Raw genomic sequence first — 21,623 nt, forward strand, 5'->3', positions numbered from 1 at the left:
CGCACCATTATCAGAGATTTGGTACTTATAATCATTCATTCATTTCTTTTAATGTAGCTAATGCTGAAGGCGATAACCGACTTAAATAACGGAATATCCAATATTTAACTATAGTATCTAAAATCACGGGAAATGTAGCGATAAATAAAAATATTACACTTCTATTAGCTGATAGACCTAAATGTTCTCCCAATCCTTCTAGAAGAATCTCCCATCCATGTGGTGAGTGAAATCCGACAAATACATCAGTGAACAAAATAATTAAAAAAGCCTTAGCACTGTCGCTTAGACCATAGACAACATTATCTATAAAAGATTTGACAATCACTATTTCCCTTTTGCTCATAAAAATAATTATGCCAAAAGTAATCAGTGAAATGATATCCGCAAATATATTACTAATAGCGCTACTGCTTTTACGATTAAAATCCTCAGCTATCTCGATTGCTTTCTTTTTAACTTTTTCTTCAATCGCCTCAACAGAAAGTTCTGGGGCTTGTTTCAATAAACTGGCAAATTTCAATCTTTCTTCAAAAGTTTTCAATTCCTGAAGTGCATTTTCCTCCATTTCTGAATTGAGGAATATTTGGGTATTACTTTTGTTAATATTTCGTTCTACAATGGGATTTATTAATATTTGTTTAGAAAAATGTTGCGTTAACAGTGGAACGAGGATTAAAATTAAGAAAAATCTTAGAGCAGTTCTTGTTCTATTTCTAGAGATTCGGTAATTTCTAACAAAATTTTCTTCTGCCTGCGGTGTAAAATCTGCTTGAATTTTATTAAACGTGATTCCTAAAGACCGGGGTAGAAATCCAGTTTTTTGAGAAATAGATTGAGTTTTAATAATCTCTGTATTCGATACATCTAATTTGTCATTTACTTTGCTAGTATTGGTTTGTAGTGGCTCAAAAACTGATACTAAGACATTGTTCTCAATTAATTCAAGTTTTAATGTATATTTGGATATTACTTCATCAATAAATTGTAGTTTTTCTAAAACATCAGTGTCAGAAATATTGAGAATTGAATAACTTAGCTTAAATTCTGCTAGCCTCACCTTGATAACAATTAAATTTTTATTTAGATATCCTTGCCAATAAGACATGACACTTACAGATTCAGCAGATATTTTTTGCCCAGCAAAGTGTTCTATTTCAATATTTTTAATTTTGTTAGCCGCCTCGTAGGCTTCTAAAATAGCTCTTTCTGGCGTATCTAAAAACCACCTGCTTGATCTTCGCAAATATTCCGCAATTTTCTGACGCAGTAAACCTTTATTTTTAGTAAAAAATGAAGCTTTCATTGCAGACATTTTGATTGTATTGCCTGATTTAACCGTAACTAATGAGTAATATAGGAATCCTAAATGATTAATGAAGAATTTTACGTATCCGGGTTTTAGTAGACAATGCCCACTATGGATATTTCCAAAATCATCCATGTAGTCATATAGCTAATTGAGAAATTTAACTACCTATCGCTCATTTTCATAATTACCTATTTTGAGTGTACACCTATTAAAGGATTAGGTACAGGAAAAGGGCGATTTTCCAAAATTTTAAATTGACCTGCATCAGCATCATAAGCAAAGACTTCGCCAGTCTCAATTTCATAAATCCAGGCATGAAGAGTCAGCTTACGACTATGAAGCCGTGAACGAATTATGGGATAAGTTCCTAGGTTTTCTATCTGCGTCAAAACATTCTGCTCGATAGCAATTTTTAAAAGTTTATCGATGGGATAATCCTGATAGTTATCTACAATCAAGCGGCGGGTAGGCTCTGCATATTGCTTTAACCATTCATAGACTAAAGGCATCTGTTGAGCAAGATTACCTATTTGCAACATTCCTTTCATCGCTCCGCAATGAGAATGTCCACAGACAACAACATCATTAACTGATAAAGCTTGAATAGCATACTCAATGCCTGCACCCTCACTTTTATTAGCTGCACCATAAGGAGGTATGATGTTACCAATATTCCGAATAACAAATAAGTCTCCTGGTAGGCTTTGAGTAATTAAAAAGGGGTCAATCCGTGAGTCGGAGCAAGTGATAAATAAAACTTCAGGAGTCTGTCCGTGAGACAAATGCTCAAACATCTCGCGGTGGTTAGTGAAATAGTTATCGTGAAACTCATTCAGTCCGTCAATTATTCGTTTTATGGGCACAGATAAATTCCTCTAACAAATATAGATTATTACTCTTACACTTCACAAGCTCTGGGCAAATTTACTGAAACTGAGGTAATCAGAATTCATTCCTAGCATTCTTAGAAAGAAAAAAGTACTGGTGGATTCAATATGTTAGATAAAATACATCTGGAATTTATCTCTATCTAACCCTGGCATTAAGTGACGGACAACAGAACTCTCAATCAGAGTAACCTATAAAAGTTAAAGTTTTATTAACTTTACCAATTTTTTGTAATTTAAGCTTATCAAGATAATGTGTCCATGCTATGTCAAGTGGGTGACATGAACATCAGTAAATCTTTTGAAATAAGATATTCAAGCTGACTTTCATGGCTTGCCATTTTTCGGTAGGATAGCTGCCATAACGATCAACTGGGAGCCTGGGCAATCTTGGGGGATCTTGATTACTAAATAGAAACTCAAACACTCATATATACCTGTTGTATGATACAATCGCCGATCGCTTCACCAGAATCATCCCCTAGCTGGTATCTATTGTTGCAACAACTAATAGACGGACAATCTTTATCTCGTCATCAGGCTGTTGAATTGATGCAAGGATGGCTAACTGAATCTGTACCACTAGAATTATCCGGAGCGATTTTAACGGCGCTGAACTTCAAAGGTGTTTCGTCTGAAGAGTTGACTGGAATGGCTGAGGTATTACAGTCTCAATCATCTCTAGATAGGGTGAATGGGGTAATGTCGGTGGCGAAGGGCGGGGAGACGGGCGGGGAGACCCCGCCCCTACTGATTGATACTTGTGGTACTGGTGGGGATGGGTCATCAACTTTTAACATTTCTACAGCAGTTGCTTTTGTTGCGGCTGCCTATGGTGTGCCTGTCGCCAAGCATGGTAATCGCTCGGCATCAAGTCTCACGGGAAGCGCGGATGTTTTGGAAGCTTTGGGGGTAAATCTGAGTGCTGCTAGTGAAAAGGTGCAAGCAGCAGTACAAGAGGTAGGGATCACTTTTTTGTTTGCCCCCGGTTGGCATCCTGCACTTAAAGCCGTTGCCCAATTGCGGCGCAATCTCAAGGTGCGGACGGTATTTAATCTACTTGGCCCCTTGGTAAATCCTTTGTACCCTTCTGGACAGGTAGTAGGGCTATATACCCCTAAGCTATTAACGACTGTTGCCCAAACTTTACACAATTTAGGTAAGCAAAAGGCAATTGTTTTGCATGGGCGAGAAAGATTGGATGAAGCGGGGTTAGGGGATTTAACTGATTTGGCGGTGTTATCTGAGGGTGAAGTGCAGTTGACTACTGTAAATCCCCAAGAGGTGGGCTTGACGACTGCTCCCATACATGCACTGCGAGGTGGTGATGTCCAAGAAAACGCCGAAATTCTCAAGGCGGTACTGCAAGGTAAGGGTACGCCAGCACAACGGGATGCAGTGGTCTTAAATGCCTCATTAGCGCTGCAAGTAGCTGGTGCGATCCCACTCCTAGAACATGCTCAAGGGATTAAAGCTGCTAGGGAGATCCTAGATAGTGGCGCTCCTTGGGTAAAGTTGGAGCAGTTAGTCCGGTTCCTGGGGAATTGATTTCTGAATTTGATTGTGGGCGAAATTCGACGACGTTGCGTTTAATGGTGACATCATAGTTACCAAAAAAGTCATGACCGAGTAGTCCGGTTTCAAGTTCTGAGCCAGCGATCGCTACTGGTACTTTATTCACTACTACCCCAGCAACTGCCATTGAATCAACATAGCCAATGGTAAATTCCACGGCTTTAGAACTGGCGGTATTAGCCTTAGCTTTCCCAACTGGCACTACTCCCAAAACGTTAGCCATGTTTTGGGTAATTACAGTGCCACTAGCTCCTGTATCGACAATCATCTCAAAATGCTGCTGACCATTAAAGGTAACGTCGATAATTGGCGTACCACCGATGCGCCGTTTAATCGGAATGGAAAATACTTCTTGATCTTGGGTAGATAGTTCTGATGAGGGTGTAATGGGCTTTGGTGGTGACAGTCGTGTTTGTACAGGAGGACTGAGCCTTGGGGGATTTTGGGCTTGGGGGACAACAACTACTACCCTCTTTGGTTCTGTCTGTGTTGACAGTTGGGAGTTGCGAGTGGCTTTTTGCAAAGCATATTTGATCTGGCTCTGATATTCTGAGATTTTTATTTGAGCAACCGCAAAATTCGGACTTTGTTGCTGCACTTTTCTCATCAGGGCGATCGCATCTTGAAACTGACTCACCACTAAACTCCAATCATCCGGGGATTGGGCAGATTGGCTGATACTCAGAGCGCTTGCGGCTTTGTCTAGTGCCAATTCAAAAGAATTTGGTTCAATATCCGAGAGTGGCCGTGGTTCAGGGCTGGATAATGGTGTTGTTGCTGCTTCGACAAGAGGCTCAGTCGGCAGATTGCCAATGGGCGTAGGCTGCTCATCGCCACGAGTCGTAGTAGTTTGTTTGACTTGACTACAGGCAACACCCAAAACCGCTAAGGCACTGGCTAGAACAATTAGGGTTGCACGGGCTAAAAAAGACTGAAGCATAATTATTTCCGATTCTACCTGCCCAAGGGCTTGTCAATCTACTGCTGCCACTGATTCCGCAGAAAATTTTTCGCCTACTTAATAGCCTACTCAATATTTTAATTTTTAATTAATTAGCCTGAAAACTCGGAATTTCTGAACTCATGGGATAATTGACGGTTACAGATAATTGGGGATTGGGGACTGGGGACTGGGGACTGGGGACTGGGGACTGGGGATTGGGGACTGGGGACTGGGGAAGAGTTTTACCTATATCCAATCCCATTGCTCCTTATACTCCCTTCCTTCTATTAACGGAGACGCTATGCGTAGCTTGTTTCCCATAGGGGTATGGTACCAAGGAATAATTCCCCCTGCCCCCTGCCCCCTGCCCCCTGCTCCCCTGCCCCATGCCCCATTCCCTAAACATTTACCGCCTATGCCCCTGTCTGACGCAATCCCTGCTCTACTTGTCTTGGCAGATGGAACCACTTATCGCGGTTGGTCTTTTGGTGCTACAGGTACCACAATCGGGGAAGTGGTTTTTAACACTGGTATGACTGGATATCAAGAAGTGCTGACCGATCCCAGCTACCGTGGTCAGATCGTCGTTTTTACCTATCCTGAATTGGGGAATACTGGCGTCAATTCGGAAGATGAAGAATCAACTAGACCACAAGTACAGGGTGCGATCGCTCGCAATATTTGTCATAAACCAAGTAACTGGCGATCGACACAATCCTTGCCTGACTACCTGAAACAACACCAAGTACCAGGTATATACGGCATTGATACCCGTGCCCTCACCCGCAAAATTCGGACTGTTGGAGCTATCAACGGCGGCATTTCCACCTCCATTCTTGATGAGGTGGAGTTGCTAGAGCGAGTACAGGCAGCTCCTAACATGACCGGATTAAATCTGGTAGGTGAAGTCACTACCCCAGATGTTTATGAATGGTCTGATCCCACAGCCCCAGCCTGGGAATTCAACCAAGACGGAGTAGCAAATGCAGCAGCATCTTTCACCGTTGTCGCCCTTGATTTCGGCGTTAAACGTAACATCTTGCGGCGCTTGGCAAGTTATGGATGCCGGATAATTGTCGTCCCTGCTCATACATCACCAGAGGAAATCCTCAGCTACAATCCAGATGGGATTTTCCTTTCTAACGGGCCTGGCGACCCAGCAGCCGTCACTGAAGGTATTGCAACTACCAAAGCATTGCTAGAAAGTCAAAAACCCATCTTTGGTATTTGTATGGGACACCAAATCTTAGGCCATGCCTTGGGGGCAGAAACCTATAAACTCAAGTTTGGTCATCGTGGTTTGAATCAGCCTGCAGGTTTACAACAGCGGATAGAAATTACTAGCCAAAACCACAGTTTTGCGATCGACCCAGATTCTTTACCTGCAGCAGTTGTCGAAATTAGCCATCTGAACTTGAACGATCGCACCGTCGCCGGGGTACGTCACAAGTCTCTGCCTATATTCTCGGTACAATATCACCCAGAAGCTAGTCCTGGTCCTCATGATGCTGATTACCTGTTTGCACAATTTGTCCAAGCAATGCAAGCTGCAAAACAAACTGCAACCGCCGGGTTGAGGTAAAAATGGAGAATAGGGCATAGGGCATGGAAGGATGAGGGAGATGAAGAAGTAAAATCCCCAATCCCCCATACTCCAGCAGGTTGTAGACAACAAGCACCAAAACCATCTATACTTGAGCGTTCACTTTCACCATGAGGAGGGAGTTATTGCTGAACCACTTAATCTAACCGTGAGCCTGAGGGGCACTCGTGAAGCCCGGGATAATTGTCAGCTATTCCGCCTCACAGGTTTGTTAGATGCCTTTTCTGAGCCGACATTTCGCAAGGTACTTGGTAGCAAGATTGATGAGGGTCCAAAGCACATTGTCCTGGATCTCTCACAAATCGACTTTGTTGATAGTTCCGGCTTGGGTGCTTTGGTACAACTAGCCAAGCAGGCTCAAACTGCCAATGGCACTTTACAAATTGTCACGAATGCCCGTGTCACTCAAACGGTCAAGCTTGTTCGCTTAGAGAAGTTTCTCTCCCTGCAACCAAACGTTGAAGCGGCTCTAGAAAACATCAAGTCATCTTGATTGCTTGACCGGAGAGATTCATTCAGCTATCCAATGTTTTACCTGGATAGCTTAATTTATAGAAACGCTGGCTTTTGTACCTCTCTCCTTGTGAAAGAAACACAAAAGCCAGTAGCTCTAAGCCCTTACTCGTCGAACAATTTTGGATTTTGGATTTTGGATTGATCCCGACCACACTTCTCTGTGAGAGGCTACGCTAACTGTAGGCTCAGTGACTACAAGAGTACTTGTCTCTGAGGATGTTAAATTTTTGGACTTCGTCGTGAGCGCTACTTCGACAATGCTCAGTACAAGTCAGTTGAACGATTCTGGATTTGTTCAGCCCACCCTTTGCTACGCAACGCTGAAGCGTAGCTTGCTTCTCCGGAGCAGTACCAAAAAAAATCTAAAATTGACACAGTCAATAATATAAATAATATTGCCCGTCCCCAATATCAACTCTTAATCAAAAAGATAAAATTTAATCAGTAATCTTTGTTAGTGTTGATGATACTCAGTATCGTAGCGTAACTCAGTTAGGGTAAAATGATTATCCCAAAAGAAGTGTTCTCAATGTAGCCCGTGAAGGAATGATTAACTTGTGAAGTCGAAGGAGGAAGAGCTATTAGATGGACGAGATGAAGCCCCCAAAGATGATTCATCTTGGACTCAAGCACTTTTAGCAAGCACAGCGTATTTACCCCAACAGATATCTCAGTCACAATTACAACAAATTTCTCCTACAGCCTTGGCTTATATGGGGGATGCAATCTATGAATTATATGTTAGAATGCATTATCTACTGCCATTGCAGCGACCAGACACCTACCATCGTCTGGTAGTGGCACAGGTAAGAGCAGAAAAACAGGCGCTACATTTGCGATCGCTGACTCCTTATCTGAATAACAATGAACTAGAAATTGTCCGGCGAGGTCGCAACGCCAGCACAGGTCACCCTAAACGGGTCGATCCCCAGATTTATCAACAAGCAACTAGTCTAGAAACATTAATTGGCTATCTATATCTCAGTGATTTTCAGCGCTTAACCGAACTATTGCAAAAACTCCAATTAGAGAAGTAGTGGGCAATCAATCTCACGCAAGCAAAATCAGTAAAGTGAGCTAAGTAAATTCATGGAGTTAGTGTGCCTACCCATAAGCTACACCAAAGATTTATATGATGAACAAACCAAGAAAAATCAAGACCGCTGGCGAACCAAATCGTGGGCAACCCGTAAAAATTAAAGGCAAGCGCGTCCTGGCTAATCCCGTTCGCCATCCCAGACCTGGAGATGGAAACGCTCCATCTAGTAGTGGTTCACGCCAGCCTCGTCACATCTCTGTACCATCGCCATCTATCAAACCAATAACCGAAGATAGCGATCTCATCTACGGTCGTCATCCAGTGTTGAGTGCTTTGGAAAGTCAGCGCGGTCTCAACCGGATCTGGATTACTACCCGTTTACGCTACGATCCCCGTTTTCACCATCTAATTCTGCAAGCAAAAGACAATGGCGCGGTCATTGATGAAGTCGAGCCAAAGCGCTTAGACCAAATCACCGACGGGGCTAATCACCAAGGTATAGCAGCCCAAATCTCCCCTTACACCTACATTGAATTACATGATCTGATTGCACAGGCAAAATCCCTTGCAGATCCCGTAATAGTCGTGGCTGACGGCATCACCGATCCCCACAACTTAGGTGCAATTATTCGCACTGCTGAAGCCATAGGCGCTCAAGGATTAGTGATCCCCCAAAGAAGGGCAGCAGGGATTACTTCCACCGTCGTCAAAGTAGCAGCAGGTGCTTTAGAAAACTTCCCCGTGGCCAGAGTCATTAATCTCAGCCGCGCCTTGGAAGAATTAAAAGATGCTGGCTTTTGGATTTATGGTACCGCCGTCACTGGTAGTGAACCCCTGCATACAGTGAATTTCAGTGGCCCTATCGTTTTGGTAGTTGGCTCAGAAGGAGAGGGGTTAAGTATGTTAACACAACGATCTTGCGACGTTTTGGTATCAATTCCTTTGTTAGGCAAAACCCCCAGCCTCAATGCCTCGGTAGCATCAGGTATGGCGCTTTATGAAGTGTATCGCCAACGGTCGTTAAACACACTGTATCTAGATAAGTTACAAAAACCTCTTTGAAAAATCAGAGTAAAAGAGTATAAAGAAATGTAAAGGAAAAAACCGCAAAACACCGTTTAATATCCACTACCTTTTTGATAAAACGGCAAATACCATGAAAACTATTTGGGATAACCTCAAAGAAACGCTCATTAATACAGCCAATAATGTTGGCTTGGCTTGGTGGGTAGAGATTGTGACACAGACTCCCCGTTGCACATACTACTTCGGGCCATTTCTGAATTCTGCAGAAGCCAAAATCGCACTCAAAGGCTATATAGAAGATTTAGAGTTGGAAGGTGCACAGGGAATAGCAGTAAACATTAAGCGTTGCAAACCAGGTTCTCTAACAATTGCCGAAGACTTGGGGGAAAAGATTGACCGTAAAGTAAAGCCTGCCTTTAGCGGTCAGATTTAAGTGAGGCAAAAGTCAATAATCTCAGGTTTTTTGACTATTGACCTGAGACTATTGACTATCAATTAAGTTAAGTGGGTGTAAATAATTAGGCATTAGGCAATACGGCAGTTATCGCTTGAGTCCAATACACTCATAAGGTCACGGCACTGCCGTGACCCTACAAGTGACGATATAATTTTGTATTGCATCCAACTGAAAACCCCTATAGGCAATCTTGCTATAGGGTTTTAGCCTATTTTATTTTTCTGAAAATAGTTTGATTTTATTGTGCCGACTGACTTATTTGTGGATGTTCTGCCAGCCAGCGGTCAATGTCGTTTAGTACCTGTTGCGGAATTTCCCACGGGAAAAGATGGGCTGTATCAGGGTAGCACTGCCACTGGCAATTTTTGAGATTTCGAGCTGTTTCTAGACTGGAATCAGGTGTAATATGGCGGTCTTGGGCAGCAGCAAGTACTAGACTGGGGCACTCAATCTGCCGGAGGTCTGCAACTCGATTGTACCCAGCTTGTAATGCTTGAGAGAGGGCACGAGTCGCCGCAGGAGATGTTTGTAAATAGGCTGATACGGCTTCTTGGGCAATATATCGGTAAGCAGTGGGTGTATGCTGTTGAATTAAGTAGCGAAATAGCGATCGCTTACCAAAAGTCTCAATATTCCACTGCCAACTCGGTTTAATCCAATTCAATAACGCTGCAATACCAGTATAAAGGTTATCCTGCCAAGTAATCGCCGGATGATTTCCACGGGGTCTAGCTGCTGTCGCCACCAAAATCAGTCCAGTGACCCGCTGTGGTAAGCGTAATGCTAATTCCATTGCCAGAATGCCACCAAGTGACCATCCCAATACTAGACATTTTTCAATCTGAAAACGGTCTAAAAGAGCTTCTAAGTCATTCAAATGGTCATTCATCTCAAAATTACCATTAAAATGACTTTTGCCATATCCACGTAAATCAGGGGCAAAAGTTTGGTAACGTTTTGATAAGTGATTGGTAAAGACAGAAAGATTACGACCAGAACCAGGATGACCGTGTAAGCCAAGAATAGGAAACCCTTGACCTTGGACGTAGACATTAAGACGTGTAGCACCAGTGGTATAACTATGGCGATCGCCCATGACTCACCGTTCTCCTGTCTACTGAACAATTGTTGACTGTTGACTGTTGACTGTTGACAAATGACTAATTCCCAATTACCGTCAAAAACCAATGTTCCGTATATCCTCCCGCATAGGTAATCACGCACATTTGCCTATATGTAGCATGAATACCAAAAGCCACGCCTGTGACTTTAAAAACCGGGTTGAACAGGTTGTGTCTATGACCCCGTGACGGCACCCCATCATCAATAATTAGCTGCATGATGATATCCTGGGCTGTGTGAGAACCGTAGCTGATGTTTTCACCTGCGGTTATTTGCCAATCACCATAACGGCTGATGCGAGTAGCAGGATCGCTACCATCGCTACCATTGTGACCTGTTTTACCTTTTTGTCCTTGGTCTTTGACGTGATCTTTAGCGCCTAAAGACATACCCGGAGATACAGTCAATGCTCCCACAGGACGGGTTGACTTCAGAAATGCGATCGCCTCTTCAACTGCGTTTACCCCTTCTTGCGTTTGCAGATAAACGCGATCGGAGATTTTGACTTTTGACCCTTGAAAACGTTGTTTCCAGTTTTCTAAAATAGGCAGATATGCGGCTGGGTCTGTCCGCACCTTGTTCATTTCTGCTATTACTTGTTGTTCCAAAGACGAGAGGGTATTTTCTTGTACTAAGTCACGATTAGCTGTTTGCAGCATTTCTGACCAAAATGTCCGCAACCCCATCCTATCCATTAATAACCTCACAAGTTAGAAGCAACCAGTCCATATATGTATAGCTTCCAGAGATGAGTAGAGGTTTTCGGGAAGTGTCCAAGATTTTAGATAAAATTTCATACTTCTCATTTCATCCTTCATTCTGACTTCACTCCCCATCTCCAACCCGACTAAGGGACTTCCTAATCAGTCGCTTTGGTGAGCAGAGGAAGCCGAGGAAGCAGGAATTGAGTAATTTAATTTTTGGAAGTCCCTAAATCGATTTTTCTCTATATCCTCCAGCATAAGTAATCACACAGATAGTTCTATAGGATTTATGAGTCCCATAAGCAACACCAGTAACTTTAAAAGCGCCGTTAAAAATATTCTTTCGATGACCGCGATCGCGCACTCCATCATCAATAATTAACTGCATAACAATATCTTGGGCAGTGTTAGGACCGTAGCTAATGTTTTCACCTGTGGTGATTTGCCATTGACCATAACGATTAATGCGCTTATCGGAGTAGCTACCATCACTACCTTTGTGACCTGTTGCACCTTTTATCCCTTGGTCTTTGACATGATCCTTCGCACCCAAAGACATACCCTTAGATGCACTCAACGCTCCCAAAGGACGGGCTGATTTGAGAAATGCGATCGCTTCATCAACTGCTTTGGCACCTTCCTGAGTCACTAAATAAGTATTATTAGCGATTTTGACTTGATTACCCTGAAAGCGCTTTTTATAGCTTTCCATAATCGGGAGGTATGCTCTAGGATTTGTCCGCACCTTATTTGTTTCATCAATCACCTGTTGTTCTAAGGGTGAGAGGTAACTTGCTTTTGTCAACAAAGTCCCATCAGTTTTGGGAACTACAACGGGAATAGATTTTTCTACCGATGACTTAGGAAACTGTGGAACAGAACAGCTGGCTATCAGGGTAATGGGCAAAAATCCCCAAAATCCAATGCGGTACATGAATTACCTTACAATTTGGTCGTTAGAGATTATAGCAATTTGAAAAAAGACAGAACTTACGCATTGACAGGAATCTGACTATGTGCGTTCAAGCCCACTCTTTGTTCAAGATGTTCCAGTAAATTGGGTGTAGATGGGTGTAACAAAACCGTGAATTCTGATGGCTAGCTCAATTTATTGGTGAAATTTGCCAAAATTTCAGCATAATTAACCTAATCTTAAGCATTATCACGTAGTTAAAAGCCTTATTTTATTCCTTGAGGCTGATGATTTTAGGTATTCCACATTTTGGAATTGTTTGCCTGTTGATTCAACATCCAATTTTCAAGACTGGCATATCAACTGCATACCAAGTGACCATAAAGCGATGAAGAACCGACCAAATTTGTGCTTCTTTTATCCGTTTGTAGTATGGAGACACGCATGAACTTAGAAACGGAAAGTAGTACGGAGAACGCCTGTATAGATAGTGTCATTATTGTTGTTATTTTCCGGGTTCAAGATCACAATCAACCCTGGTGTAATTGAGAGATTGTTATTAACTTGATAGCGATACAGAGCCTCGATATGGAAGGAAGTATCACTATCTTGACGACGGGCTGTAGTGGGAGAAATCACAGAGGGGCCAAAATCATTACTTGTCACCTTGGGTGGTTGACCAAGTATGATTCCTCCCAAGTTCCCTTTTTTACCCAAATCAGGGAAGGCTAGAGTTATAGCCCAATTCCAAATATCAGCCCGATCGCCACTGTTGACTGTGTTTGTGACTGGATTTGTCCCAGAACTATTTTCGGCGATCGCTTGAGTATATCCCACCCAACCGCCAACAGTAATTTGGGGATGGACACGATAGCTGGCTTCTAGTCCATAGTGGTTAGCAGAAGTATTGATAGGGGTAGTAGCGCTAGAGTTAAAGGGATTGTTCGCAAATCCACTTCCATAAGACCCAGAAACCACAACATCACCATCATTATTAGCACCCCTAAGGTAAGAATGGGCATAAGTCAAACCCAGAGTAAAATCCTTGTTAGGTTGAAATGTTAATTGTGCTAAAGCGCCATAAGTACCATCAAATAAACCCTTACCAGCACTAGGATCGCTACCTCTGCGAGCCAGATAACCCCCAGATAAAGTGACTGCATCGCTGAACTTGAAAACAGCACTCACCCCAGAACCTGTATTGCTTCCAGAAGAGGTATTACTGGCGCGGTAGATGGGAGAAAAGCGACCAAACCGAGAAAGCGATCCAATAGGTGTGGAGGATAACAAAGGGTTGATGGTGTTGAAGTTGTCGTAGAATTCCCCACCAATCGCATCCACAATCACATTGAGTTTTTCACCCACTGGGAAGCGATAATATAACTTGCCCAGTTGGACACTATTATCAGCACTATTCGTCGTATCCCAGGATGTACGGGTCATGTTTGTCCCCGTAACGTTCCCACTAAAAGCAGTAGTATTGTTTGCTTCTAAGCGGGTAAATAGCTGATCTTTACCAGTGAAGCTAGTAATCAGGTTGAGGCGGATGCGATCGCTAAAAATTGTATTATTTTGCAAACCCGAACCCGATGCGCCAAATGCTGCATTTCTAGCCGCATTTCTAGCCGCCGGAGTCGTAGCAGCATTAATAGTCCGCCACTGGTCAGAGTTTAGCGCGCGATCGCCACCGAAGACACTCCCCAGACCGAAAATTACCTCTGCATTCAACTTTGTAGTAGTGGAAAATTGTTGACTTTCTAGAATTGCCGTCCGACCTTCTAACCCATCTAACCGTCCCCGTACTTCTACTAAACCATCGGCATACTCTTGTTGCAATTTTTGCAGAGTTTCTAAGTCTTGCTTATTGACTAAGTCTGCAGTGCTAGTCGCAATCAGTTCGTTAACCCTATTCAAACAAGCATTTAAACCAGCTGCGAATTCATAGCGAGTCAACGCCCGATTACCCCGGAAACTGCTATCTGGGTATCCCGCAATACAACCATAACGCTCCACCAGAGATTGCAGCGCTTGGAAAGCCCAATCTGTTGGTTGCACATCAGATAGTTGCGAGACAGAAGTTACTTGATCCATCACCAAGTTTGGATCTTCGTGGCTTTGATCTTTTTCTAAAGTCAGCTGGGTATTAGCTGGTAATTCCTGAATATTGCCTTCTAATGGAGCAGCAGATCCAGTTTTAGCTGTAATCACACTAGCAGCTAGCACTATCGGCACTATCCACAACGAATTCCGTAACAGAATAGACATTTACCTCACACCTCGGAGCATAACTATACCATTTATATTGGTATAATCTTGATTGTTAGAATTATTACCACCAATTATATTGGTAAAATGTAGCGAAAGTTACGCATTTGCAAAACAGAAAAATGCCGGAATTCAGCATTTTCCCCGTCTTGTGACTTAGGAGGTAGTAATAGTGCTAGATGAACCCACGCAACGGTTATCTCAGGATCTCTGTTTTGCTGTGCTGAGACTGGTTGCAGGACTCTTCCAGCATCTGATGCTCTTGTAGTGATGCGAGAAATACAATCCATCTTTGTTTTTTCTGGGCATAATTCAACCAATTTACTTGGTATATTCTAGTTATCTTGGTATGATTCTACCAACCGTTATTTCTCCGAAACAAATTCTCTGCGTGCAGTTATCTTATGAACAGAAGACGAATTCTGGCCTTGATTGGTACAGCAGTTGCTGGTTTACTAATAGCTACCGCCTTACCAAGCATTAACCCCTCTCCGGTAACAGCGCAGTCAAACTCTACCCTGCTGGTATCCGCAGCGGCCAGCTTGAAAGAAGCACTGGATGAGATTAAGCCTCTTTACCAACAAAGTAAACCAACTACCAACATCAATTATAACTTTGGCGCTTCTGGTGCTTTGCAGCAACAAATTGAGCAGGGCGCACCTGCAGACATCTTTATCTCAGCTGCAAAAAGACAAGTGGACGCTTTGGAAGAAAAAGGGTTGTTGCTAGGGGGGACTCGTGCAATCATTGCCAAGAATCGTTTAGTGTTGATTGTCCCCAAGGATGTTGTAGGTGTCACCAGCTTCTTTAATCTCAAAGATGCCAAAATCAAGAAAATTGCGATCGGTGAACCCAGAAGCGTACCCGCAGGACAATATGCAGAGCAAGTTCTGCAGAAGTTGGGCATTTTGTCAGATGTTAAGTCAAAACTTGTCTACGCTAACAACGTCCGTCAGGTACTTGCATCTGTAGAAAGTGGTAACGCTGATGCAGGTTTAGTTTATGTTACTGATGCCAAAATCTCTAACAAGGTGAAAGTTGTAGTGGCGGCTGATGAAAAATACCACTCGGCAATTATCTATCCGGTAGCAGTGCTTAAAAGCAGTAAAAACGCTGATGCAGCTAAAGATTTTGTCCAGTTTTTATCTAGCAGTCAAGCTAAAGCTGTGTTGAAAAAATATGGCTTTATTTTACCTTAGTACGGTTGATTTAACTTGCCGTAGCAGAGCCTAAATTACCCCAAAATATTCAGCCAAATTTTTTCACCTTGGTGAATAGGTAATTGCCGCAATTTAACCCCTGAATGAGTTTAGGGGATAGATTCGATTGTCTCAAGAATGGGTTGATATTACCCCAATAACTCAAAACTGATTAATTAGTGGTGTGAGGAGAAAAATAATGTTTCAAAGTTTGTGGAGATATCTGAATTTTTCACCAGCCTTGGCGTGGACGATTCTATTGTCTCTTAATCCCACACTTGCTGGCGAAATCCCTGGAACAGTAGCTGAAAATGGGATTTCCCCCGCATCCACTTTAGAACAGATTCGCCAATATAGACTCTCACAAATTCCCAACAGTAAAACCAAAGAACAAGTTACCTCAGTTTCCCAACTATCAGACGTACAACCGACTGACTGGGCATACCAAGCTCTACAATCTCTAGTAGAACGCTATGGGTGCATAGCAGGATATCCCAACGCTACTTTTCAAGGAAACCGCGCCCTTACTCGCTATGAATTTGCTGCAGGATTAAATGCTTGCTTGGATAGAGTCAATGAGTTGATTGCATCTGCTACTGCTGATTTAGCTGCAAAAGCAGATTTAGCTACCCTACAAAAGTTGCAAGAGGAATTTGCAGCGGAACTCGCCACCTTACGCGGTCGCGTAGATGCATTAGAAGCCCGTACAAATACCCTAGAAAAGCAACAATTTTCCACAACCACCAAATTGAGTGGTGAGGCAATTTTTGGTGTGAGTGGCGCGACTGGAACAGGCGCAGCGAAAGATCCTGTTGTTTTTCAAGAACGAGTCCGCCTGAATTTTGATACTAGCTTCACTGGTAAAGACCTGTTAAGAACTCGTCTACAAGCTGGAAATTCTCTAATTTTACTATTTAGGGCACAACCCAACGGCACACGTAGTGCCCAAGGTAACTTAGCTTTGAATGAAGGGCGCTTTACCTACGATGGTCGTCCTAACACTACTGATAATAGTGTGGCGTTGGATTTACTCTCCTATAGTTTCCCGATTGGGGATAGTGCAAATGTGCATTTGTTTGCTAATCGTGGTACTCATTTTCAATATGCGGACACGGTTAACCCTTTCTTGGAAGACAAGGATGGGGGTAATGGTTCCCTCTCCCGCTTTGGTCAACGCAACCCTATCTACAACATTGATGCTAATGGTACTGATGGTAGTAGTGGTGCGGGAATTGGACTAAATTATAAGTTTGGTAATGCTTTGCGGTTAGACTTGGGTTATATTGCCAATGAAGCTAATGATCCTTCGACTGGGGGAGGATTTTTTAATGGTAATTATTCAGCTTTGGCTCAAATTGTCGCTCAACCGATGCAGGGATTAAAGCTAGGATTTACCTATGTTAATGGCTATGACAATATTGATCCTCCACAATTGCGGGCGAATGTGGGTAGTGGTTCGAGGTTAGGTAATTTGTTTAGTGGTTCGCTGCGGTTGCAACCGGCGATCGCTCCCTTTTATCCTGGAACCAGAGATTATCCCATTGTGAGTAATTCCTACGGCTTTCAAGCTTCCTATCAAATCAGCCCTTCTCTAGTGGTTGGTGGCTGGGTGGGACTGACGAAGGCGCGGTTGATTGGCTTTGCTGATGCAGAGATTTGGAATTATGCTGTGACTCTCGCTTTTCCTGATTTGGGTAGTAAAGGTAGCTTGGGCGGGATTATTGTGGGTTCTGAACCGACGTTGAAGGGTTTAAGTCGCGGTGGGAGTCAACTCGCTCTTTTAGATAAAGAAGATGCGCTGCATATCGAGGGCTTTTATCGATATCGACTGAGTGATCATATTTCGATTACTCCTGGCGCGATTTGGTTACCTAATCCTAATCAAAGTAAAGACACCGATGATATTTTTATTTATACCCTCCGGACGACCTTTACTTTTTAGGTAGTGGTCTGTCCCAAAAGTTGTGAGAGGTTCTTGGTGTTCAGATCCCCGACTTCTTATACCATTTCACTTTAATAATGAATGATACAGGGCTTGAAGACGCAAAAATTATCGTCAAAATTGTGTACTTACCCTAAATTTTCATCTCGTTAACCCTTGCAATTTTACCTGTAATGGGGAATGAAACAGCCCTGCCCCGCTCCCTGCGCTCTAAATGATAAGTCTTTAACATGACATGATATTAACCCTCTGTAATACTACTCATTTGCGACTCAAAGCGATAGCCTTGAAAGACAAACGCTTACTTACTTCAATTGGCTATGCTGCCTAAACCAACCAAATTTTGGACACCTGCAAACTGGGCTAGCTGGAAGCCCTTCGGTATTGGCGAACAGTACCCGAATAATTATTGGGATGTTTGAAACAACCACGTAACATCAGGGTTCTTAGCACATAGATAACAATTCGCTACTCAAATGCTACTCAAACGAAAACTTTTTGTCATAAGTTTTAGCGATCGCACGCGGTCATAGCGCTACTCAATTACTACTCATTGCAGAGGTTGCTAGAGTGAATCCCCAGTGAGTTAATCCCGCTCGGTAGTGCGCTTGCCCTGGATTAAATAAGCTTCAATCCGGAGCAACTCCCGGTCAACGATATCAAATCTTTCTTCCATATCTTTGAACCCGTGAGCAAGTCCGTCCCCTATTTGTTTTTGATTATTTCGGAGATGCTGAAAATCACGCTGTTCAGCGTAATCCTGTTTTGCATCCTGTGCTGCGGCTTGCTTGTCATGATCAATCTTATTGATCCACCAAACAAACCAACCCGATACCGAGCAACCGAAGGCCAAGATAAAACTGGCTACACTAGGATCGAATTTCATACATTCAACTGCATTTTAAAATCTTCATCAAAAGCGAAAGGCATGTGATTCTGAGTAGCAATTTGATTCCACTCATTTAAATCATTGACGGTCAAGTCGGCTGTAGCATCAACAACAATATTCCAAATAGTTTTAAGTAAAGCCAAATCAGAGTCTGTAATTGATGGCTTTAACTCTAAACGAGTGATGGCAATTTCCAACCGACTTCTAGCAATTTGATTATTAGTAGTAAAAGCCAAACGATTGTAGCTTTGGCTAATCATCATCTGAGTGATAAATCCCGATACATTAGAAGGAGTGGGGAAATTAGCATCAACCTGCGTTACTTCTACTAATTCCCCATTTCGATAAGTTCTTATAACTTCCATGCTAAACAACCCTAAACCAGAATATTGGGGAGTTACTTCTAGGCGACAAATTACTGACTGGTGCATTACTGGGCAAGGCGCCATAAGTTGCGCTTGACTGTTGGTAGGAATAAGCGCCACTGGCAGTGCTTGGACTTGTTTGACCTATTAAGAAATAAGTCCCGTAAGCATTGCCCATTGTTACTAGTGATGGTGGATTATTGGTATTGATAGCTAAAAAATACCATCCAGCACTTAAAGTGGTGTTTAAAGTTGCTTGAACTGTTCCAGAAACACTAGTGTCAATTTCGCCTACATCTACAATAAGATTTTCTGGTTGCCCATTATGTGAAGAATACAATCCCACCCGAATTTTGGAGCCAGTCGTATCAGCACCAACTCGAAACGCAATTCTATCAATAGTAATGGATTGTGCAACACAGAAAGGAATGTAAATTAAAGTGTCCGTTGCCGTCCCGTTAGAATTAGTCGCGGTGGTGCCAATGTGAGGACTGTGCAAGTAATATTTGCCGCTACGATATCCAGGGTGACAGCTCACGTTTATGAAGATATCGCTATTAAAAAGCGGCATATCACGTTAATTCCCTTATCAAAGCATTGCCATTAGCAGCATCCCAGATCCCGCTAATAGCACCAGTGAATTTGTATGGCACTTCAAAATAGCCTCCAGCCGATAACTTAGCAGTAAAAGCACTTGTAGAAGCAGAAGACCCAAATTCAATATATAAATTTGCGGTGCTATTATTCCAGATAGTTGCACCTTGCCTATTACTATTAGCCGAAAGCAAGCTTCCGGAACTAGTTGAAGCAGAGACAGTAGTAGGTGTTGAGGTACTGCTGCTAGAGGTAGTAACTGTTACGGATGGCGGATTATATAAACCCATAATTAACCACACTCCACAAAAATTAATTTGCAATTATTTGCAGAAATAGCAGACACCCTTCCGACATAAAGGTTCATCTGATTAATTTCGTAACTTCCTCTAGGTTTTAAAACAATTCCCTTTCCGATACCACCTTTGGATTTATCACCCAAAATCAAAGTGACATCATAAAGGGAATTGTTCTGAAAAGCTGCATATTGCCTGTTGGTATTCGCATTCAGAACCGTGTCGCCGGTATTAGCTGTCAAATCCTTATCCCCATGAGTGCAATTGCTAAATTTAGCAACTTCAGCCGAATTAGAGGAATTATTAATCATAATTAATCAGTGGGGTCATCAAGATTGTCAACGAACAAAGCAGTGTCAACTTTTACGCGCACTGTAAACTCAAATTCTGGTGCTTCAGGTGTGCCTGTTATTTGCTGGGATGCAAATTGAATTGGCGGTAAATTCGCATTAATCCTAGCCGCATTTACTTGGTCAGTAAGTGCTGATAGGGCTTGTAATAATTTAACAATCCCTTTAACACAAGAAGTATTGAGGGTTAAATTTTCAGCCGTTGCTAAGTTGAAATTCAATTTCAATTGGTTGTTACCAACAAACTCAATTGAACCCGCTGCTAGTTTTTCTGCTAAAGCTGAATAGCTAAGTGTGGTCATAAATTATCAATTTTGAATTCAATAGTTTCTAGTTTGGCTCTCACCGCATTCACAAGGTCTTCAGTGGTGTCAGTCTCTGTACCCCTGTACTCCCAAACCGCTAGCGTCACCTGCTCAATCCACGGCAAAGCTTCAAATCGCAAACGATAATCGCTAGTGAGTTTGGGAAATATCACCAACTCAATGGCATTGAGTTTAATCAAGCGGCGAGTACCGTCTATTTCGGTAGTGGGAACTTGTCCCAATCCCTCAAAAACCACGGTGTCATCAATGTGAATGCCACTGATTTGTTGGTAGAAGTAGCCGGCTCGAACCCAACTGGGCTTGGCATTCAGCCAGGAAGCTCCGACTAAAAAAACGTGCTTGTCGGTTAGATAAGGAAGTTCAACCGGGTCGAGTAAGGGCGCTCTGATTCTGCGGTTTTGCGGATTCCCCATCAGTTTTTGAAAATAGGTCAACTCCCAAGCCCCAAGAGCAGTTAAATCAAGACTTAAAGTCATACCTCAACCAGTTCCCAATCCTCAGCAAGTTCAAACACGTCGAATTCTTGCTCATCCAAGAAATCTAGAAAAGTATCTGGGGCAATTTTGCCCTGAAGAAAGTCGCGGGTCATATAAGCCCGCGACATCATCAGATTAATTTCTTCCTCGAAATCTAGATCCGATTGCCCTGGATACCAAATAGCAGGAGTAGAAAGATTAAGCATTAGCCGCTGGAGCTAAGAGGATATAATTCAGCTTCAAACCAAACGCGGCCATAACCACCGCCTAAGCTTGGCTTAATGGCAGTGAATATCGCCTTAACCCTAGTATCAAGCGCTGCAGGAGTTTCAGCAGTCACAGGAGCGGAATAATTATACTGTGAGTTGCTGTCCCGCGTACCCTTGCCATACCGAACATAAGGGCGATTAGAGCCTTTAGCCCGAACGACAGCAGGAGAGCTATCAGCCACCATCGCTCGAACTTGAGCCGGTCTAAATCCCCTCGGTTCGCTGGGGTCTGTTCCTTGTGCTGCTAGTCCTAGAGCGGCGATTCCCCCAAAAAACTGTATCCCGGAACTGGATGCTTGAATTGTAAAAGCAGAGTCAGTTGCTGCTAGAGGAGAAAGAACAGCATATTTAACTGCTATTTTGGGGCGGCGTTGAGTAGCTGCTCCTTCTTCTCGGAGAGGTGGATTATAAGCTTCTCTTGCCTTGGCATAAGCTAAATCTCGCTCAATTTGTCGTGCGCTTTTGCGTCTTCCCATACGGAGATACTTTTAAGTGTTTATTGTTGCCTACAATCCAGTTTTAGCAAGCATTACAGGTTGTTATTCCCAGCCGGAT

26 protein-coding genes are annotated in these 21,623 nt (G+C 42.9%); 8 read left to right on the top strand and 18 right to left on the bottom strand.

Annotated features, from left to right (window positions below):
- Positions 1-31: 31 nt before the first annotated feature.
- Positions 32-1,306, bottom strand: coding sequence for a proton extrusion protein PcxA (locus tag CAL7507_RS05280; protein WP_042341833.1), 1,275 nt, complete (start codon positions 1,304-1,306; stop codon positions 32-34).
- A gap of 194 nt (positions 1,307-1,500) precedes the next feature.
- A complete protein-coding gene (locus CAL7507_RS05285) occupies positions 1,501-2,175 on the bottom strand; it encodes a carbonic anhydrase (protein WP_015127406.1) in 675 nt (224 codons plus the stop codon).
- Positions 2,176-2,643: 468 nt separating this feature from the next.
- Here CAL7507_RS05285 and trpD point away from each other — a divergent pair, with 468 nt between their 5' ends.
- Positions 2,644-3,747 (top strand): anthranilate phosphoribosyltransferase, encoded by a 1,104-nt coding sequence (trpD, locus tag CAL7507_RS05290; RefSeq protein WP_015127407.1) that lies wholly within the window; start codon positions 2,644-2,646, stop codon positions 3,745-3,747.
- On the opposite strand, the gene CAL7507_RS05295 is transcribed toward trpD, so the two are convergent.
- Complete coding sequence (locus tag CAL7507_RS05295) at positions 3,677-4,714, bottom strand: TIGR02281 family clan AA aspartic protease (protein WP_015127408.1); 1,038 nt, start codon at positions 4,712-4,714, stop codon at positions 3,677-3,679. The two genes, trpD and CAL7507_RS05295, sit on opposite strands and share 71 nt — an antisense overlap.
- 109 nt (positions 4,715-4,823) lie before the next feature.
- A complete protein-coding gene (locus CAL7507_RS32230; protein ID WP_015127409.1) occupies positions 4,824-4,979 on the bottom strand; it encodes a hypothetical protein in 156 nt (51 codons plus the stop codon).
- A gap of 153 nt (positions 4,980-5,132) precedes the next feature.
- Here CAL7507_RS32230 and carA point away from each other — a divergent pair, with 153 nt between their 5' ends.
- The 5 genes from carA (at position 5,133) to CAL7507_RS05320 (ending at position 9,334) form a co-directional block, all read left to right on the top strand.
- Positions 5,133-6,299, top strand: a complete 1,167-nt coding sequence (carA, locus tag CAL7507_RS05300) for a glutamine-hydrolyzing carbamoyl-phosphate synthase small subunit (protein ID WP_042341835.1) — start codon at positions 5,133-5,135, stop codon at positions 6,297-6,299.
- Between the two features lie 112 nt (positions 6,300-6,411).
- On the top strand, positions 6,412-6,813 hold the full coding sequence (locus tag CAL7507_RS05305; RefSeq protein ID WP_201447877.1) for an STAS domain-containing protein: 402 nt from the start codon (positions 6,412-6,414) through the stop codon (positions 6,811-6,813).
- 580 nt (positions 6,814-7,393) lie between these two features.
- Complete coding sequence (locus tag CAL7507_RS05310; RefSeq protein ID WP_015127412.1) at positions 7,394-7,873, top strand: Mini-ribonuclease 3; 480 nt, start codon at positions 7,394-7,396, stop codon at positions 7,871-7,873.
- A gap of 95 nt (positions 7,874-7,968) precedes the next feature.
- Positions 7,969-8,937, top strand: a complete 969-nt coding sequence (gene rlmB, locus CAL7507_RS05315; protein ID WP_015127413.1) for a 23S rRNA (guanosine(2251)-2'-O)-methyltransferase RlmB — start codon at positions 7,969-7,971, stop codon at positions 8,935-8,937.
- Between the two features lie 94 nt (positions 8,938-9,031).
- Positions 9,032-9,334: a DUF1816 domain-containing protein gene (locus CAL7507_RS05320; RefSeq protein WP_015127414.1), complete on the top strand. Its 303-nt coding sequence runs from the start codon at positions 9,032-9,034 to the stop codon at positions 9,332-9,334.
- A gap of 262 nt (positions 9,335-9,596) precedes the next feature.
- On the opposite strand, the gene CAL7507_RS05325 is transcribed toward CAL7507_RS05320, so the two are convergent.
- The 5 genes from CAL7507_RS05325 to CAL7507_RS05345 form a co-directional block, all read right to left on the bottom strand.
- Positions 9,597-10,454, bottom strand: a complete 858-nt coding sequence (locus CAL7507_RS05325) for an alpha/beta fold hydrolase (protein WP_015127415.1) — start codon at positions 10,452-10,454, stop codon at positions 9,597-9,599.
- Between the two features lie 64 nt (positions 10,455-10,518).
- Positions 10,519-11,139: a CAP domain-containing protein gene (locus CAL7507_RS05330; RefSeq protein ID WP_144051289.1), complete on the bottom strand. Its 621-nt coding sequence runs from the start codon at positions 11,137-11,139 to the stop codon at positions 10,519-10,521.
- A 271-nt stretch (positions 11,140-11,410) separates the two neighbouring features.
- A complete protein-coding gene (locus tag CAL7507_RS05335; RefSeq protein ID WP_015127417.1) occupies positions 11,411-12,118 on the bottom strand; it encodes a CAP domain-containing protein in 708 nt (235 codons plus the stop codon).
- 429 nt (positions 12,119-12,547) lie between these two features.
- Positions 12,548-14,362, bottom strand: coding sequence for an iron uptake porin (locus tag CAL7507_RS05340; RefSeq protein ID WP_015127418.1), 1,815 nt, complete (start codon positions 14,360-14,362; stop codon positions 12,548-12,550).
- A gap of 74 nt (positions 14,363-14,436) precedes the next feature.
- Entirely contained in the window at positions 14,437-14,652 is a 216-nt protein-coding gene (locus CAL7507_RS05345) for a hypothetical protein (RefSeq protein ID WP_042341194.1), read from the bottom strand.
- Between the two features lie 114 nt (positions 14,653-14,766).
- Here CAL7507_RS05345 and modA point away from each other — a divergent pair, with 114 nt between their 5' ends.
- Both modA and CAL7507_RS05355 read left to right on the top strand, forming a co-directional pair.
- Positions 14,767-15,561 (top strand): molybdate ABC transporter substrate-binding protein, encoded by a 795-nt coding sequence (gene modA, locus CAL7507_RS05350; protein ID WP_015127419.1) that lies wholly within the window; start codon positions 14,767-14,769, stop codon positions 15,559-15,561.
- A gap of 199 nt (positions 15,562-15,760) precedes the next feature.
- Complete coding sequence (locus tag CAL7507_RS05355) at positions 15,761-17,503, top strand: iron uptake porin (RefSeq protein ID WP_015127420.1); 1,743 nt, start codon at positions 15,761-15,763, stop codon at positions 17,501-17,503.
- Between the two features lie 586 nt (positions 17,504-18,089).
- Here the strand turns inward: CAL7507_RS05355 and CAL7507_RS05360 are convergent.
- From CAL7507_RS05360 to CAL7507_RS05400, 9 genes are all read right to left on the bottom strand, one after another.
- Positions 18,090-18,389: a hypothetical protein gene (locus CAL7507_RS05360; RefSeq protein ID WP_015127421.1), complete on the bottom strand. Its 300-nt coding sequence runs from the start codon at positions 18,387-18,389 to the stop codon at positions 18,090-18,092.
- The gene (locus tag CAL7507_RS05365) at positions 18,386-18,757 is read right to left on the bottom strand and encodes a hypothetical protein (RefSeq protein WP_015127422.1); all 372 of its coding nucleotides are present in this window, start codon (positions 18,755-18,757) and stop codon (positions 18,386-18,388) included. Before CAL7507_RS05365 ends, CAL7507_RS05360 begins: the two co-directional genes overlap by 4 nt.
- A 1-nt stretch (position 18,758) precedes the next feature.
- Complete coding sequence (locus tag CAL7507_RS05370) at positions 18,759-19,256, bottom strand: hypothetical protein (protein WP_160166313.1); 498 nt, start codon at positions 19,254-19,256, stop codon at positions 18,759-18,761.
- A gap of 73 nt (positions 19,257-19,329) precedes the next feature.
- A complete protein-coding gene (locus CAL7507_RS05375; RefSeq protein WP_015127424.1) occupies positions 19,330-19,641 on the bottom strand; it encodes a hypothetical protein in 312 nt (103 codons plus the stop codon).
- A 2-nt stretch (positions 19,642-19,643) separates the two neighbouring features.
- Positions 19,644-19,958 (bottom strand): hypothetical protein, encoded by a 315-nt coding sequence (locus CAL7507_RS05380; RefSeq protein ID WP_015127425.1) that lies wholly within the window; start codon positions 19,956-19,958, stop codon positions 19,644-19,646.
- A gap of 2 nt (positions 19,959-19,960) precedes the next feature.
- A complete protein-coding gene (locus CAL7507_RS05385) occupies positions 19,961-20,299 on the bottom strand; it encodes a hypothetical protein (protein WP_015127426.1) in 339 nt (112 codons plus the stop codon).
- A complete protein-coding gene (locus CAL7507_RS05390) occupies positions 20,296-20,799 on the bottom strand; it encodes a hypothetical protein (protein WP_015127427.1) in 504 nt (167 codons plus the stop codon). The genes CAL7507_RS05385 and CAL7507_RS05390 overlap by 4 nt, the downstream gene beginning before the upstream one ends.
- Complete coding sequence (locus CAL7507_RS05395; RefSeq protein WP_015127428.1) at positions 20,796-21,005, bottom strand: hypothetical protein; 210 nt, start codon at positions 21,003-21,005, stop codon at positions 20,796-20,798. The genes CAL7507_RS05390 and CAL7507_RS05395 overlap by 4 nt, the downstream gene beginning before the upstream one ends.
- Positions 21,005-21,544, bottom strand: coding sequence for a hypothetical protein (locus CAL7507_RS05400; protein ID WP_015127429.1), 540 nt, complete (start codon positions 21,542-21,544; stop codon positions 21,005-21,007). The genes CAL7507_RS05395 and CAL7507_RS05400 overlap by 1 nt, the downstream gene beginning before the upstream one ends.
- Positions 21,545-21,623: the final 79 nt, after the last annotated feature.

This window comes from Calothrix sp. PCC 7507 (assembly GCF_000316575.1).
Taxonomy (GTDB): Bacteria; Cyanobacteriota; Cyanobacteriia; order Cyanobacteriales; family Nostocaceae; genus Fortiea.

Excerpts from the sequence above, each read along its gene's own strand:
- CAL7507_RS05335 (WP_015127417.1), bottom strand. The coding sequence starts at position 12,118 with ATGTACCGCATTGGATTTTGGGGATTTTTGCCCATTACCCTGATAGCC.
- CAL7507_RS05280 (WP_042341833.1), bottom strand. The coding sequence starts at position 1,306 with ATGAAAGCTTCATTTTTTACTAAAAATAAAGGTTTACTGCGTCAGAAA.
- CAL7507_RS05360 (WP_015127421.1), bottom strand. The coding sequence starts at position 18,389 with ATGAAATTCGATCCTAGTGTAGCCAGTTTTATCTTGGCCTTCGGTTGC.
- CAL7507_RS05395 (WP_015127428.1), bottom strand. The coding sequence starts at position 21,005 with ATGCTTAATCTTTCTACTCCTGCTATTTGGTATCCAGGGCAATCGGAT.
- CAL7507_RS05385 (WP_015127426.1), bottom strand. The coding sequence starts at position 20,299 with ATGACCACACTTAGCTATTCAGCTTTAGCAGAAAAACTAGCAGCGGGT.
- modA (WP_015127419.1), top strand. The coding sequence starts at position 14,767 with ATGAACAGAAGACGAATTCTGGCCTTGATTGGTACAGCAGTTGCTGGT.
- CAL7507_RS32230 (WP_015127409.1), bottom strand. The coding sequence starts at position 4,979 with ATGGGATTGGATATAGGTAAAACTCTTCCCCAGTCCCCAGTCCCCAAT.
- CAL7507_RS05295 (WP_015127408.1), bottom strand. The coding sequence starts at position 4,714 with ATGCTTCAGTCTTTTTTAGCCCGTGCAACCCTAATTGTTCTAGCCAGT.
- CAL7507_RS05380 (WP_015127425.1), bottom strand. The coding sequence starts at position 19,958 with ATGATTAATAATTCCTCTAATTCGGCTGAAGTTGCTAAATTTAGCAAT.
- carA (WP_042341835.1), top strand. The coding sequence starts at position 5,133 with ATGCCCCTGTCTGACGCAATCCCTGCTCTACTTGTCTTGGCAGATGGA.
- CAL7507_RS05320 (WP_015127414.1), top strand. The coding sequence starts at position 9,032 with ATGAAAACTATTTGGGATAACCTCAAAGAAACGCTCATTAATACAGCC.
- CAL7507_RS05325 (WP_015127415.1), bottom strand. The coding sequence starts at position 10,454 with ATGGGCGATCGCCATAGTTATACCACTGGTGCTACACGTCTTAATGTC.
- CAL7507_RS05375 (WP_015127424.1), bottom strand. The coding sequence starts at position 19,641 with ATGGGTTTATATAATCCGCCATCCGTAACAGTTACTACCTCTAGCAGC.
- CAL7507_RS05355 (WP_015127420.1), top strand. The coding sequence starts at position 15,761 with ATGTTTCAAAGTTTGTGGAGATATCTGAATTTTTCACCAGCCTTGGCG.
- CAL7507_RS05340 (WP_015127418.1), bottom strand. The coding sequence starts at position 14,362 with ATGTCTATTCTGTTACGGAATTCGTTGTGGATAGTGCCGATAGTGCTA.
- trpD (WP_015127407.1), top strand. The coding sequence starts at position 2,644 with ATGATACAATCGCCGATCGCTTCACCAGAATCATCCCCTAGCTGGTAT.
- CAL7507_RS05400 (WP_015127429.1), bottom strand. The coding sequence starts at position 21,544 with ATGGGAAGACGCAAAAGCGCACGACAAATTGAGCGAGATTTAGCTTAT.
- CAL7507_RS05390 (WP_015127427.1), bottom strand. The coding sequence starts at position 20,799 with ATGACTTTAAGTCTTGATTTAACTGCTCTTGGGGCTTGGGAGTTGACC.
- rlmB (WP_015127413.1), top strand. The coding sequence starts at position 7,969 with ATGATGAACAAACCAAGAAAAATCAAGACCGCTGGCGAACCAAATCGT.
- CAL7507_RS05365 (WP_015127422.1), bottom strand. The coding sequence starts at position 18,757 with ATGGAAGTTATAAGAACTTATCGAAATGGGGAATTAGTAGAAGTAACG.
- CAL7507_RS05330 (WP_144051289.1), bottom strand. The coding sequence starts at position 11,139 with ATGCTGCAAACAGCTAATCGTGACTTAGTACAAGAAAATACCCTCTCG.
- CAL7507_RS05345 (WP_042341194.1), bottom strand. The coding sequence starts at position 14,652 with ATGGATTGTATTTCTCGCATCACTACAAGAGCATCAGATGCTGGAAGA.